A 17,811-nucleotide genomic window follows, 5' to 3' on the forward strand; every position below is an offset into this window, starting at 1 on the left:
TATATAGATAAGTTAGTCCTTCTGAGTTTCAGAAGGACATAAATAAAATGTTAAGAATGCTATGATTTATTTTTTAATGCCCCTTAAAAAATTAAAAAAAGGCCACAACAAAATGAAGACTATGAAAAAACCTACTATTTTTAAAGTATTTATTGCAGCTGTATTTCTCTTGCTCGGTATTTCTTCTTACGGTCAGTTAAGAAAGAATTTCGATCCAAGGTATAATACCAGTTTAAAAGGAGATATTTTAGTTATTGGAAACAATATCTTAAATAGAGATGGAGGTGGAAGAAACAACCGTCCAAATAATGCTTTCGATTCTCAAGGTACCGGTACTACGGCGAACGATAACTTGGATATGAAGTATATCGACATAGACAATGATGCAGCAACTTTCAATTCTAGTTCGGCAACATTGGTTATTCCAGATGCCAGTAAAGATTGTTACGAAATTGCTTATGCCGCTTTATATTGGTCAGGAACTTATCAAGGCTCTGATAGAAACAATATTAATAAGGTTAAATTAAAAACGGGCACTAGCGCTTATAAGGATATAACAGGAAGTATAATTTGGGATGAAGGAGCATCAGGAGTAAACAATGCCTATCTTTCAAAGCCTTATGCTTGTTTTAAAGAAATTACGGCAGAAGTTAAGGCTGCTGGTCCAGGTCTATATACTATAGCAGATTTAGTTTGTTCTCAAGGGTCACTTAATCCTGGAGGTGGAAACTCTGCGGGATGGAGTATTTACGTAATTTATAAAGATCCAAAACTGCCAAGTAAATATATTACTAGTTTTGATGGTTTCAGTATGATTAGAAGTACTGATCCTCCTTTGGATATTCCAATTAGTGGCTTTACAACTAATCCTGAAGGAAATGTAAATGTAAAATTAGGATTTAGTGCCTTAGAGGGGGATAATCCTTTAGAGGGTGACGGATTACAATTTAAAGGTGGAAAATCTACTCTATGGGGAGATGTATCTTCATTAGCTAGGCCAATTACGCCAGCTGTCCCTCCTTCTAGAGGTAACGCAGGAACTCCTGCAAAGCCTAACTTTTTTAATAGTACAATTACAGACGGTGATGCAATTATGACCAATCGTAATCCGGCCAGTAAAAATACATTGGGTTATGATGCCGGAGTGGTTAAAGTTTTAAATGACGGCAATAATATCATTCAAAATAATGAGACGAGTGCGACGCTAAGAATTAATACTTCGCAGGATTCATACTTTATGTTCTTTACTGCCATATCGGTTGAAATTATTGAACCTAAAATTGTACTTACAAAAATTGTTAAAAACTCGAACGGAGATAATATTGGAGGACAAACGGTAACATTAGGTCAGCAATTAAATTACGAAATTGGTTTTAAAAATACAGGTAATGATGATGCGACTTCTTTTACAATTCGTGATCAATTGCCTATCAATATTATCTTTAATTATCCAACAGATTTATTGCCATTACCTGATGGTGTAACAGTAAAAAGCTGGAATCCTGCTACAAGAAGTATTGTTTTTGATGTTCGTAGTGATATCGTTAAAGTAGGTTTAACTGAAAAAACAATAAAATTTAAAGTACAGGTAATTCCTGATTGTACAATGCTTGATGAAGCTTGTTCAAACAGTATTGATAACTCTGCGTACGCTACATATAAAGGTTCTCAAAATACCTCTTTCACAATATCGGATGACCCGAGTGTGGATACTAACACAGGATGTATTTTGGTACCAAAAGCAACCAACTTCTTAGTAGGTGTTGAGGGTTGTCAATATGATAGAAAACGTACTTTGTGTACAGAGACGTTGGATATTACTGCAGCAAATGGTTACTCAACATATACTTGGTATAGCGACAAAGAAAAAACAAAAAAAATAGGAACAGGACAGACTCTTACAGTTAAAGATCCTGGAACTTATTATGTTTACAATGAAGCACCAGCACCATGTAGATCTATTTTTGAGAAATTTACTGTTGAAAGATTTGGTCAAACTGCTAAGAATCCAGTATTGGATGTTGCAGATCAAATTGTAATTTGTCCTAATGACGGTAAAGAATTGCCAAAGATATTTTTGTGTGGAGCAAATGCGTCAAGGCTAATTAAGACAGGAATTAATGATAGTTCTAATATTGTTTGGGAAAGGCTTGACACAAGTAGCTGTAAAGCAGTAACGAACGAAAATTGTGCTAACGAAAGTACAGATTGTAAATGGATACAAGTAAGTACTGGTCCTGATTTTACTGCAAAAGATGCTGGACAATACCGTTTGACAATTAATTATTCTGGCAGCTGTTTCAACCGTTTTTACTTTAATGTTTTCACTAATCCATTAGCACCAACAGAAGAACATGTTGATCTGCTTTGTGGTAGCAATGGAAGTATTACAGTACGTGACGTTCCTGCAGGATATCAATATGCAATTAAAACAAGTCCAACTGCAACTATCCAAGATTGGGAATGGCAAGACAGCAATACTTTCCCTATTTACAATCCAGATTCGTATACCATTTATATTAGACAAAAAGGGGTAACTACAAACCCATGTATTTTCAAAATACCTAATATTTTAATCAGAAGATTAAACCTAACATTAGATGGTAAGAAAACAGATCCGATCTGTCCAACTGATTTAGGAAGTGCAAGTGTTGGAATCAAAAATTTTGAAGGACCATATTATATTTATCTTTATAATCAGGCAACTGGACAAATTGAAAAACAAGATGGTCCTGTTACAGCTTTAGATTATAGTTTCTCATCTTTAAGCTACGGAACTTATGGTAAAAATTATTATATCAGAGTTACAAGTAGTCCTATAGACCAGACTCCAGCACCAAAATGTGATGTGTCTTATTATTTTGAAATAAAAGCGCCTTCAAGCCAGTTAAAAGCATTTGCAACTTTGCAAGAACCTTTTACAGCTTGTAGTGATGGTAAACTATTATTATCAGCATCAGGAGGAAAAGCACCTTATGCTTATTTTATAAACGGATCTCCAACACGTGTTGATACCAATCCGGTTATTATTACAGAAGCAAAAACATACGAGATTAGAGTCGTTGACGATGCTGGTTGTTCTGCAACAACTTCTATTACTATACCAGAAGTTTCAAAACCTACTTTTGATGTGAATCATACAAGTAGTGTTTGTTATGATGGAGCTTCATCTATTAGAATAGAAAATATTGTAGCAAATGGTAATACTCTTGCTTATAGTATTACAAATGGCCAAAGTTTTTCAGCAAATCCTGTGTTCTTAAATGTAGGGCCAGGTACTTATAAAGTTGTTGTTAGATATAGTGTTACTTACACAGTAAACAATGTACAACAAAGAAAAGACTGTTTTACTGATCCAATCGACGTAACAATTACAGGACCAACTTCTGCACTTACTGCATCTGCAGGTGTAGCTGCTTTGGCAGGATGTAGTTTACCTGATGGGAATGGTGTAAATCAAGGAGGTAAAGTACGTATTAATAACGTAGAAGGAGGAACTCCGCCTTATCAATATGATTTTGGAGATGGAAAAGGATGGATTCCAAATAAAAATGAAGCAGATGTTTTACCAGGAACTTATGTATTAAGAGTTAAGGATAATGCGGGATGTATTTTTACCATTCCTTACGATGTTGTTTTAGGTCCAAAACCAGGAGACCCAACAATTGATGATCCAATTACAACTTATACTTGCGACGGAAAAGCTTCAACAACTGTAACTGTTAGAAATCCTCAAAACGCAAATTATACTTACGAGTATTATATAGACAATGTACCAAACACGCCTATAACTAATAATGTCTTTACTAATGTTAAGGCAGGAACGCACACTATAAAAGTGAAGTATAAAGTAACTTCTGTTCCTACTTACAGTAACTTATTAAGAGAAGATTTTGGTCGTGGTCCAGATGCTAAAATACCAGGTATTCACCCAGCTTATTGTTGGGAACCACAAGATGATGTAGAAGATTGTGGTGTAGGTGGTTATATGCCTATTTTATTAAATGATGGTGAGTATGTCGTGACGAAAGGACTTCTTCCTGCTCACGTAGGTGGTTTCAATTGGAATTTACCAAAAGACAATACCGCTGTAATCAATAATACTCCTGGAATTACCGATGGTAGATTCTTAGCAGTAAACGTTGGTGGAGTTGTGCCAATTGGTGGTGTTTTATATAGTAAAACAATTAATGATGTTATACCAAATCAGGATATTCAGGTATCATTGTATATGCTTAACTTATTAAGTAAGAATAACAATTTGCCATCTCCTAGATTAACTATTCAGCTTCAAAAGAATGGTCAAGTTATAACAGGTGCATCTAAGGATACGCAAGAAATTCCAAGAGATGAAAAATGGCATAACACTACCGATTTAGGTAATGGTCAGGTTTTAACTTTAAATCCAGGAAATAATACCTCTTTAGAATTTGTAATTTTATCTTATAGCCAAGTAATTGATGGTAACGACTTAGCGGTTGATGATATCTGGGTACGCCAGATTCCTGAAACTTGCGGTGCAGAGAAAGATTTTACAGTTATTGTAGAGGATAGCAAAGGCTTTAAAGCCGATACGCCAATTGTTGATAACTTGACTTGTATTGATAAAGCTGACGGAATAATTACAATTCCGGTTAGTAACTTTAATCCTGCAACAGGATATTATTATACAGTAAACGGTGGAGGTTTACAAAATTCAAGTGCTTCACCTCTAGTTTTAGATAAATTAGCTGCAGGAAATTATACAGTAGTTGTTCAGTATGATACTGCTGGAAATTGTTCTACAAGTTATTCAAGAAGTGTAACTGCTCCAGAAGCTGTTACTGCATTGGCTACTGTAACGACTCAGCCAACTTGTATAGATGGTGCTGTAATTAAGGCTTCTGCAAAAGGCGGAAAACCAAATTATAAATATCAGTTAGAACGTCCAGATGGAACAATTGTAATAGCATTCCAGACTGAGGATACTTTCAACCTACCAGTAACTACTACAGGTGACTTTGTAGTGGTAGTAAAAGATTCTGGAGATTGTTCTTCAGCAGCTTCTGATAAGGTAACTGTTGTTGGAGCAGTACCTCCTACAGCGACTTTAGATCCTAGTTCAGATCTTTGTTATGATGCTGGAAACAAAGCAACTTTGGTTGTAAGTGTTAGCGGCGGAAAAGCACCTTACCATTACAGTTTAGATGGTGTGAATTATCAGGATTCAGAAAAATTCGAGAATTTAGGTTCAGGTAATTATACAATCTACGTTAGAGATGCAAATGGCTGTAACGCTACGCCACTTACAAATATTGCGATAGGAACACAAGTTACAGCATACGCAGAGGTAACAAAAGCATTGGATTGTACAAATTCGCCAAACGCGCAGATTACAATTACAGCTCAAAACGGAACACCAGGCTATACTTATGAAGTATCGGTTAATGGAGCTCCTTTTGCAGCGATCGGATCTAATGTTTACCCAGCGTCTGCAACTGGATCATATGTATTTAGAGTTACAGATTCTAAAGGATGTCCTGCTTTAACAACTGCAGTAACTGTAGATGCTAAACTTACACCGACAGGATCTACTACTCCAATAAACCCTAAATGTTATAACGGTAATAACGGAAGTTTTACAGTTATACCAGCTGGCGGAAATGGTGGACCATACGAATTTAGTTTTGACGGAGGTAATTTTACCACTTCTGCAACACATTCTAACTTAAATGCATTTGTTGGTGCAACAAATACAAAAACGTATAAATATCAAGTAAAAGATGGTAAAGGATGTCTTTCACCTATTTACGATGTTATATTAACTAACCCAACAGAGGTTAAAGTTTCTGGTAGCTTCCCTGCTAATACTACATGTAGCTCTACAGCAGTAATTACAATTATTGGTGCAGGAGGTGCAGGTAACTATACGTACAACTTTGATGGAGGTACAAATTATAATGGTGTAACGACTAAAACAGTTACTTTAACAAATGCTGAGCAAACGATTAAATTCTATGTAAAAGATGGAAATGGATGTACAGCAGAAGGTGAAGTTAAAGTTCCGGCATTTAACCCGCCAACAGGAATTACAATTTCTAATCCTGCTGCAATTACGTGTAATGCAGGAAGCACAACAACAAGTCTTACATTAACAGCAAATGGAGGCATTGCTCCGTATACATACGAAGTTACTGCTGGACCAGTTACGCCAGCAGCGCAAACTGGAAACACAGCTACATTTACTGGTCTAACAGCAGGCTACTATGAATTTAAAGTAACAGATGCAAGAGGTTGTACAGCTACAGGATCAAAAACTATTGCTGATGGAGTTAAAATCAAAGCTGAGGGTTCTAAAACAGATGAGCTATGTGTGGGTTCTAAAAACGGTAGTGCTACATTTACTGTTTCTGATGTAAGCAGTACGGGTAATTTTACTTATACTTTTACGCCTAATACAGGTACGCCAAATGTTAATGGTAATAAAGTTACCTATACAAATTTAGCACCTGGAACGTATACTTTCGTGGCTACAGATAGAGCAACAGGTTGTATTTCTGATAGCAAACAAGTAACTGTTGGTGCAGCTACTCCAATTACTTTTGATGTTGCTGCTTCAAAAATTAGCTGTAATAATAAATTTACAACAATAACAATTTCAAATTTACAGGGAGGAACAGGCAACTATTCTTATGCATTTGCAGCAAGTGGTTCAACTGCTCCATCAACACCTTACGGAACAACTTTAACAGTAGACACATCAGTTCTTACAACAAGTATTGATGTATACGTTAAAGATGCAAATAATTGTGCTGTTAAGAAAACAGTTTCTGTTGGAACAGAGGATCCTCCAAGAATGGATCCTATTGCAGCACAATGTTACCCAGGAAGTCCAATTTCTGTAAAAATTACAGGTGCATATGCATTGCCAGCAACATTTAGTAAGGATGGTACTAATTTTGGAACAGCTGATACATTTAATTTAACGCCTGGAACTTATAAATTAACGGTAAAAGATAAATTCGGTTGTACTGATTTTATTAATTATATCGTTCCTGAGCAATTAACAATTACTCCAAAAGTAGAAGAAGATATTACTTGTACAGCAAATACAACTATTACTCTAACTTCTGCAGGAGGAACAGGAACACGTACTTATGCAGTTTCATTCAATGGAGGAGCTTACTCAACAGTAACAAGTCCTTACACAGCAACTGCAGCAGGAACTTATAAATTTAGAGTTAACGATACTGCAAATCCAGTTTGTTATGCTTACACAACTGATATTCCAGTTACTTTAAAACCAACAACTTTAACAATAAGCACATCTAAAGTTGATGTACTATGTAATGGAGCATCTACAGGAAGTATATTGGTTACACCAACTTCAGGAAAAGCTCCTTATACTTATAGTATTACAAAAACTACAGCACCATTTACAAATTATACTGTAAATAATCCTTCTGGATTAAGCGCAGGTACATATACTATTGTGGTTACAGATGCTATAGGATGTACTTCACCAGCGACAGCTTCAGTTACGATTAATGAAAATACAAAGGTAACTGCATCTGCAGTTGTAGATCCGTTTACATGTAATACTTCAAATGTTAAGGAGTCTAAAGATGTAACCGTTACAGCAGGTGGAGGAGTTGGTCCTTATACTTATAGTTTTAATGGTGGTTCATTTGAAACTAGTAATAAATTTGAGGTTAAAGATAATCAAGCTCCACAAACAGTAAAATTTACTGTAAAAGATAGTAAAGGTTGTTTAAGCGATGAGGGAACTATTTCTATTACACCTCTTAGTTTACCTGAGATCGACAAAGTAGATGTAACGCCTATTTATTGTGATCCAGTAGCAAGCAGAACTAGTACAGCGACTATTACATTATCAAAAGGATCTGGAACATATACAATTGTTTCAGGACCAACAACTAATACCACAGGAGCAACAAATGGAGTCTTCACAGGCCTTACTGCTGGTGATTATGTTTTCAGAGTAACAAACGCGAATGGTTGTTATGATGATTTTTCTAAAAATATTCCTGCTTTAGTTTCTATTAAAGCTACAGCAACAAAGCAGAATGATGTTTATTGCTTCAATGGAAATACAGGAAGCATTAAATACGATTTAAGTAATTTTACTTCTTACAGTTATACAGTAAACGGTATAGCAACAGGAGCAAATAAAACTGATGCATCATTCGTATTGTCTAACTTAGCAGAAGGTAATTATGTTGTAGTGTTTACAGATGACACTACTTTATGTACAATTAGTACAACAGTTAGAATTAACCAGCCAACTGCAAAAGTATCTGCTGTTGTAGCTCAGGTAAATGCCAATTGTAAAACTGCGACTTCAAAAGTTACGGTTACTGCTAGTGGTGGTACACCTGACTATAAATATGCTTACATGCAAAATAATGTTGTACCAGCTGATGGAGACTATATTTTATTAGCTTCAGCAGATTTAGATCCAACAGTTAATACGCAATGGGATGTTTGGGTAAAAGATGCTAATGGATGTACAGAAAAAGTAGATGTTACTATTACTACAGATCCTGTACCTTCAGTAAGTGCTGTTGTAGCGAATCAGTGTACTGCTTCAGGAAGTAATTTCCAAATTGTTGCTACAGCATTAAGCGGAGTTGCTCCTTACACGTATACAATTAATACAGGTGTTACACCTAGTCCTGCAAATACATTTACAGTTCCTGCAGGTACATATACAATTACAGTAAAAGATGCCAATGGTTGTCCTGCAACTACGGTGGTTACTGTAAATGATCCATTAACTGCTGAAGCAGTACTAGATAAAGATATTACTTGTGCTTTACCAGCCGAAGCAAAAATTGATATTGAGATATTTGGAGGAAAAGCACCTTTTGGATACCGAGTTAAAATTGGAGCAGGCGCTTACAGTGGTACTCCAAATCCAATTACAGGAAATACTTTCTCTTATTATCCAACTTCATTAATTGGAAATACATACGAGTTTGAAATTACAGATTCGAATGGTGTGCCTTGTACAACTATTACTAAAGTTATTACAACAAATACACCAGCTACAGTTACTGCTTCTGCCGTAAAAGTTGATCCTACTTGTAATGGTTTTGACGATGGTTCTGTTGAAATAACAGCTACTGCAGGAGTTTCTCCATTTCAATACAATTTCAATGGTCTTGGTTTTGGTACAAAATCTGTTTTTGGTGGGCTAATTGCTGGTACTTACAGCTATCAAGTTAGAGACGCAAAAGGTTGTGTTTCTACACCTCAAGACATTACATTGGTTGACCCTGCTAAAATTGTTGCATTAGTTACTCCAACTATCATTGAATGTAATGATAACAAACCAGGTAGTATTACAGTTGATATTACTTCTGGCGGTGTAGCACCTTTTACATATACCATTTATAACAATACATTCACACAAGTAGTGCCTCCAGTTGTTACGAGTGCAACTTCAGTAACTTTTGGTGGAGATCCATTGGATCCAGCAGTTCTAACTTATGGGGATTATTACATAACAGTTGTTGATAGTAAAGGTTGTGAGTTTAAAAGCGCAAAAACACGTATTGAAACTAGACCATATATTGAAGCAACAGGTATAGCTTCTTCTGGAACATGTGCTGCCGGTGCATCTGTTACAATCAATGTATTAACTGCGGCTTACCCAGTAACGTATTCAATTTTTGGTCAGCCTGCTACAGCAGTAGGTCCAACGATGGCTACTTCAAATACATTTAATGGATTAGATCATGGTACAACATATCAGTTCCAAGTAATTGATAATGGTGGATGTTTCACAATTGTTGAAGTTACAACACCTCCTTCACCTTCATCTATTGCACTTGATCCAATTGTTAAAGAAGATGTACTTTGTTTTGGAAATGCTTCAGGTAAAATTGATTTTACAGTTAGAAACTACGGAGCTTTAGTGTCAGAGATCAGATACGAAGTTCGTGATGAATTGACAAATGTTTTAGTTCCTGGTTTTAGCGGAGCTTTTACAGGATTAACTGGAGCACCAGCTTTTGGAACTATAACAGGACTTAAAGCAGGTAATTATACTTTATATTTAAAAGAATTCGACGGAACAGAATGTAACGTTTCTCAAAAATTCCAAATTACGCAACCAGTTCAAGGACTTACATCTAGTGTACTTTCTAATAAACCTGCTACTTGTGACAAACCTGCTCAGGTTACATTAACAACGACAGGAGGAACAGGGCCGTATACATATTCTTATGCTGTAGCACCTGCAACATCTACTACATTTGCTTCAGGAAATGTTTTAAACTTAGATCCAGGAGCTGCAGGAACAGATTTAGTGTGGAATATTACAGTTAAAGATGCGAATGGTTGTACATTCCCATTACAAGTAACTATTACAAAAGATCCAAGTCCAGTAATTGCGTTAAGTGTAGTTAACAAATGTGCTGCGCAAGATGCATTTACAGTAAGAGTTTCTGAAGTAACTCCAGGTAAAGGAGCTTATTCTATTAGTGTAGACAGTAACAACGCCTATACAAGCATTACAGGTGGATTACCATACGATGTTACAGGATTGCATTCAGGTTCTCATACTATTTACATTAAAGATGCAAATGGCTGTATTGATTCTAAAACAATTTTAATTGATGCACCTATAAAAGTTGTGCCTGAACTTGGTACATTGCCAGACTGTGGAGTTAGTAATGGTTCAATTACTTTAACGCCATCAGGAGGTTCAGGAGCTTATACCTATACAATTTCGCCAACTTATCCAAGCGTTGTAATCGCTGGAAACACAATAAGTGGCTTACCAGATGGTACTTATACAGTAACCATGACGGATAATAATAATAATGATAATACAGGTGTTGCATGTATCACTTCAGCTCAAATAACATTACCAAAAGGAATTGATGTTACTTTTGATGCTCAAGTTGTAAATGTTGCTTGTAAAGGTGATGCTACAGGAAGTATAAAAGTAAACTTGCTTGCGGGTAATACTGATACTCCGTATACTTACCAAATAGCATTACAATCAGGAGCACCTTTACCATCAGGTATTGTGCAGACAGATAATGTATTCTCTAATCTTCCAGCTGAGACTTATATCATTACGGTTACTTCTGGAAGAAAATGTTCTCTAGCTTTACCTTATACAGTTAGTGAGCCAACAAATCCATTAACAGCTTCGCCTTCAGTAACGCAATATGCTTGTTCAGGTGGTAGCGATACACCAGAAGCGGCTATTATTACAATAAATGCTTTAGGTGGTGCTGGTGGATACAAATATAATTTTGATGGCGGTACTGACTATTACGATAGCAATGTATTGCTAGTAAGCGACGATAAGAGTACAACACCAAGAACGTTTAATTATTATGTAATAGATAAAAACGGTTGTAAAACTAATGGTACAGCTACAGTTGATCCTTTTGTGAAATTGTCAGATATTGATTTCGCTGTAACAGTGGCTCCAACTTGTCCATTAAATGTTGCTACAATTACTTTAACGGCTATCGACGGTAATACACCAATTGCCAAATACGAAATGGTTTCGCCTACAAGTATCGATAACGGACCAGTTGCTGTATTTAATAATATTCAGCCAGGCGTTAATTATATCTTTAGAGTTACGGATTCTAAAAATTGTTCGATCGAAAGACCTTATAAATTAGATCCGATCGCTCCAATTGATATTGTTAAAACATCACAAATCAATGTAAGCTGTAACACAATAAATGGAACCAATAACAACGGTACAGCAACTTTCACAGTTTCAGACTTTAGTGCTTCTGGTTACACAGTTGCAGTTACAAGTACTCCAGCTTTGTTACCTTTCAATCCTCCAACAACAGCTGGTAACATTGTTACCGTAACAGGTCTTGTTGAAGGAACTTACACGATAACCGTAACAGATAACACAACAAATTGTTCTAAATTTGCGGATGTTATCATTACAATGCCAGCGCCAATAGTGTTTACAGCATCTGGTACTAAAGTTTATTGTACAAATACAGATTCTCAAATTACAGTGACAAGTGTAGTTGGAGGTACGTCTCCATACACTTACGCAGTTGTACCAGGAGGTACAGCTACTGCGCCAACAGCATTCCCATATGCTATCAACGCGCCAGCGACAGTTAGTACAGGTTTAACAAACTTATCTTGGGATGTTTATGTTAAAGATGCAAATGGCTGTATTGCCGGACCAGAAAACGTAGTTATTATTTACAATGCTGCGCCAGTTCTTAATATGCCAGCACAGCAATGTTATGTAGGAACTGATTTAACAGTAGATCTTGATGCTCTTGCTACAACTTACAACAACGTGAAATCATTTACAGTTGATGGAGTTGCTACAAGTAGTCCTGCAACATTTACAAAGGCAGGAAATTACAAAATCGTCTTAACAGATGATAACGGATGTACTGCGGAGCGAGATTATATTATCGAAGAGCGCTTAACAGCTGCAGCAACAGTAGAGAAAGATCTTTATTGTGAAGTAGGTAATGAAGCAGCAAAAATTGTTGTTGAAGTAAAAGGTGGTGTAAAAAATTATACATACCAAATGTACTTAGACGGTGTTGCGGTATTCCCAGCTCCAAAAACAGCTACGGGTGATTTTACAGAATTTGTAACTGCTGAAGGAGATTACACTTTTGAAATCTCAGACAGTAACGTACCATGTACATTTACAACTATTCCTGTAACGGTTACAGATCCAGAGCCAATTACTCTTGGAGATTCGCATACAGATGTATTATGTTGGAATGACAGCAATGGAACTTTAACAGTTGTACCAACTGGTGGAGTAGAACCATATTCATACGTGCTTTCTGGAACAGTTACAAATACAACAGGAGATGTAAGTGGTGTTTATACCGATTTACCTGAAGGTACATATACGGTTCAAGTTACAGATGGTAAAGGTTGTACGACTACTTCGGCTAATATTATAATTATTCAGCCAGATGAATTAAAAGCAACACCTGAAATTACACCAAATAATGCTTGTAATACATTTACAGAAATTGTAATTACTGCTACAGGTGGTAAAGGAAAATACCAATACAATTTTGACGGAAATGGATACGATGATACAAATAGTATCTCTGTACCAAATGACGGTTCAGTTCTATCGGTTACGTATACAGTTAGAGATGCTAATGGTTGTGAAACACCACCAGTAACAGTTCCGATTGTTCCATTAAACAAACCAAAAGCTTTAGCATTCTTAGCAACTGCTATTACTTGTAATCCTGCAAACGCTACTAGTACTGTTACAGTAACTGCGACAGACGGAGTAGGTGCATTAAAGTTTAAAATTATAGAATTCAATGGTGCGGCTACTACGCTTTATCCTCCAGTTTCAACAACTGGAAGTGCAGATCCAGCCGTATTTACAGGATTGCCATTTGGTGAGTACAAATTTGAGGTAACAGATAGTTTTGGATGTTCATTCACTGATATATTGACTATCAAAGACGTTGTTAAAATCCAAGCTACAGGTGATGCTTTCGCGAAATCTTGTATTGGTACAGACGACGGAAAAGTAGTCTTTACAATGTCTGATTTCAAAGGAACATATACGTATTCAGTAACTAAAGACGGTGCTGCTTTTGTTGGACCAATTACAACTGCTGATACAGAGGTTACTTTAGCTAACTTAGCAAAAGGTGATTATGAGATTAGTGTAGTTGATGATATAACAACCTGTCCAACAACTTTCAAAGTTACAGTTAACGATCCTATCGATGTAACTGTTTCCGAAGAAGGTAACGTAAATGCTAATTGTAAAATTGGTGCTGTAGTTACAGTTCTAGGACACGGAGGAGCTGGAGATTATACCTATTCTTTTGTTGTAGCAGGTGCAACTTACGGTGCATTTGAACCAGAAGCTACTAGAGTATTAGATCCTGCTACGCCTAGCTGGTATGTATATGCGAAAGATAAAAACGGATGTATCTCTCAACCAATAACAGTTAACATTACAACTGATCCGTTGCCAAGTAACTTTACAGCAAAAGTTACATCACATTGTGCGGATAGTAATGGAAATTATGAAATTGTAGTAGACGATTCTGCTGCGATTGGAGTAGGTCCATTTACATATAGTATTGGTGGAGGATTCCAAATTTCTAAATCATTTACAGTGAACGTAGCAAAAGCTTACGATATCACAGTACGCGATAAATTTGGTTGTGAAACTAAGTTCCCAGCATTAGTGACTATTTTACAGCCTCTAGAATTGAAAACTGAAATTTTAGATTGGCCAAGTTGTAAGGAAGGAGACGGAAGAATTAGTGTTACAGCAACTGGTGGTTCAGGAAATTACAGTTATTCAATTGACAAACAACCAGCAGTAACGACTACGACAGCTGAATTTACAGGTTTAGATTCTGGTTCTCACACAATCGATGTGATTGATACAACGACTAAATGTCCAATTTCAACAATGGTAGTTATCGCTCCTGCAACCAAAATTATTGGTTTTGAAGCAAAAGCTACGCCTGTGACATGTTTCAGTTATACAGATGGTAAAATTAGAGCAAGTATTACTCCAGAAGTAAACGACAACCCTATATACAAATATAGAATCAACAACGGTCCACTTCAAGAAAGCGGATTGTTTGAAGGATTAGCAGCTGGAGATTACAGAGTTGAAGTATTCTCAGGAAGAGGTTGTACAGCTTTTATTGATGTAGAAGTAAAAGGACCTAAAGCAATTGTGGTTCCAGATCCAGCTGTGGTGCAGTACTTATGTACTAGCGGTAACACTAGCAATTTTGCAACAATCACAGTAACTGGTGTTACTGGAGGTTCTGAAAATTATGATAAGTACGAATATGAGTTTATTAAAAATGGTGTAAGAGTTTACAAAGGAGAAAGAAATGTGTATACTCAAACCGATTTTACAGGTGGAAATTTCGTAGTAAAAGTTTATGACGAAAATGGTTGTGAGGGTACCAATCCAACAACTTGGGTAATTAATCCATTCATCCGTTTAGACAAAGTAAATGTAAGAGTTGATGATGCAATCACTTGTCCTACTAAAGAAAACATTACAGTATCAGTAGATGCGACAGGAGGTACACCAACTAACTTAGAATATTCAATCGCTTATTCTTCTGGTGCTACTGTACCAGGAAATGCGCCAAATGCAAATGGAGTATTTACAGATTTAGGAATTGGTGAATATATCATCACAGTTCTTAATAAAGATACTGGCTGTTTATTGCAGAAAGTTCACAATGTGTTTGATCCAAATACATTCAGTATTCAAGCAGTTGCTGTAAATGGAGAAATTTGTTTCAATGCTACTGATGGAAGCGTAGATTTAACTTTTGTAGACAATCAGATAGTTCCAAAAGACGATGCTGGTAGATTTGATTATGTAGTGACTGGTCCGTCGCCAAGTACAGCGGTAGTAGCTTCAGGTCAATCACCAACAGCAGGTCCACAAAGAGTTTCTAATTTGAGCGCTGGTTTATACAAAGTTGTGGCTACTTTAGTAGGTGATCCTAGATGTTCAGTAGAAACATTATTTACGATCAGTCAGCCAAACGAAGCATTAGTTGCAACATCAGCAAAAGTGGATATTACATGTATTGCTGGTAACAATGACGGTGAAATCTCTGTTAGTGCAACAGGAGGTTGGAACACATCTTACCAATATGAATTAGTAAAAGATGGAAGAGTTGTAGAAAATTATTCAAGTAAGACAAACTATCCAGGTCTAACAGCAGGTGTTTATACCATAAACGTTAAAGACGCTAAAGGTTGTATGGCATCTACAAGTCAGACTTTAATAGTGCCACTGCCTATTAATGCTACAGCAAGTGCAAACGTTACGACGTTACCATGTTTTGGAGATAAATCTGGTGTAGTTACCGTGAGCCCTCCAACAGGTGGTCAAGGAAGTAACTATATGTATACTTTAAATATACTTTCTGAAGATCCTGTAATTTCATCAGGACCATTCTCTTCTCCAGTTTTCTCTGGATTAGGTGCAGGAAGATATAGTGTAACAATAACAGATGGATTCTCTTGTGAGTTTACAACTAATGAAGTTGAAATAAAAGATCCACTAAAAGTATTAGCTACTTTAGTAGAGTCTAGAGCACAAACTTGTCAGACTTTAACACAGCTTACGCTAAGTGCTGAAGGAGGAACAGGACCATATACTTATAGTGCAGATGGAACAACGATTTTAGGTTCATTCGCTTCTTCAATTTCATTTGAAGTGCCAGTAGGTTCTTATAAGTATTTTGTTTTTGACTCTATAGGATGTAGAAGTGTTGTCTCTAATACAGTTACAATCTATGCATTAACTCCATTAGATATTAAATTGGATGTTTCAAGCGCAGTTGTAAAATGTACTGGAGAAGCTACAGGGGTAATCACTGCAGAAGCAGTAGGAGGCTTAGGTCATTATTCTTATACATTGTTAAACGCGACAGACGGAATTGTTCGTCCAGCTCAAGACAATGGAGTATTTGCTGATCTTCCAATTGGAACATATCGAGTAGCAGTTGAAAGTGTGGATTGTAATGATAGATCTGAATTGGTTGTTATTACAGAACCAAGAGAAGCTTTACAAGCTCAATTTAAACCAACTGATGTTACTTGTTTCGGTGAGAATAATGGTAAACTTGAAATAATTGCTTCAGGTGGAACAGGAGTTATTAAATATGCAATTTCTCCAAATCTGAATCAATTTGATACTAAAGTATTATTTGAGAAATTAGCGCCTGGTGACTACCAAGCAATAGCTCAGGACGAAAACGGATGTTTTGTATTGTACGATTTCACAATCTCACAACCAAGACCTGTAGTTGTAACTGAGGTTCCAAACTCAATGATACCAGAAGTTTGTGACGGAGATAAAGATGGTGCATTTAGTATCGAAATTAAAGGTGGTACTTTACCTTATAGCGTAAGTTTAGATGCTCCAAACGGACCATTTACTGCAGGTACTGCAACACAAACAGTGTTTGACTTTACAAACCTTAAAGGTGGAGCACATACAGTATATGTGAAAGATGCAAACAACTGTCCAGTAGATTTCGTAGAGAATATGCCAAATGCTGTAATTCTTAACCCAACTGCAGAAGTAACATATGATTGTGTTAACAATGCACAGGCAAACATGGTAGTAGTAACAATCGATGCTTCTATCACAAACCCTGCAGAGGTAGATTACTCTCTTGACAATAATGGAACATTCCAACCAAGTAACATTTTCACAAATGTTGCTCCAGGAAGCCACTTCATTGTTGCTAGACATACTAACGGATGTGAAGTGCCAACTCCAATTTTTGAAGTAGCAGCTGTTGATCCAGTAAGTTTAATTGACGTTACAAACCAAAGCAAAGACATCAACACAATTGTTGTTAAAGCTTCTGGAGGAGTTGCTCCTTACGAGTACAGCTTCAATGGTGAATCATTCTCATCATCTAATAGCTATAGAATCTACAAATCGGGTGATTATGTAGTGATCGTAAGAGACAAAAATGGTTGTGAGGCAACAATTACAGTTCAGGGTACATTCTATGACTTCTGTCTGCCAAACTACTTCACTCCAAACGGTGACGGACAAAATGATACTATTGGTCCAGATTGTGGTGCATTAGCATACAAAGAGCTAACGTTCGATATTTATGATAGATATGGTAGAGTAGTTGCGAAATACCATGTAGGTGAAAAATGGGACGGTAGATATCATGGAAACGAATTGCCAACAGGTGATTACTGGTATGTTCTTAAATTAAATGATCCGAAGGATCCAAGAGAATTTGTTGGACATTTCACTTTATACAGATAACAAAATTATAG

1 protein-coding gene is annotated in these 17,811 nt (G+C 36.4%); it reads left to right on the forward strand.

Translation table 11 applies throughout. From position 1 onward, the window contains the following. Positions 1–121 precede the first annotated feature (121 nt). Positions 122–17,800: a T9SS type B sorting domain-containing protein gene (locus NCC77_RS05440; protein WP_250834676.1), complete on the forward strand. Its 17,679-nt coding sequence runs from the start codon at positions 122–124 to the stop codon at positions 17,798–17,800. Positions 17,801–17,811: the final 11 nt, after the last annotated feature.

The sequence above is a fragment of the Flavobacterium tyrosinilyticum genome, assembly GCF_023656565.1.
In the GTDB taxonomy this organism is placed as follows: domain Bacteria; phylum Bacteroidota; class Bacteroidia; order Flavobacteriales; family Flavobacteriaceae; genus Flavobacterium; species Flavobacterium tyrosinilyticum.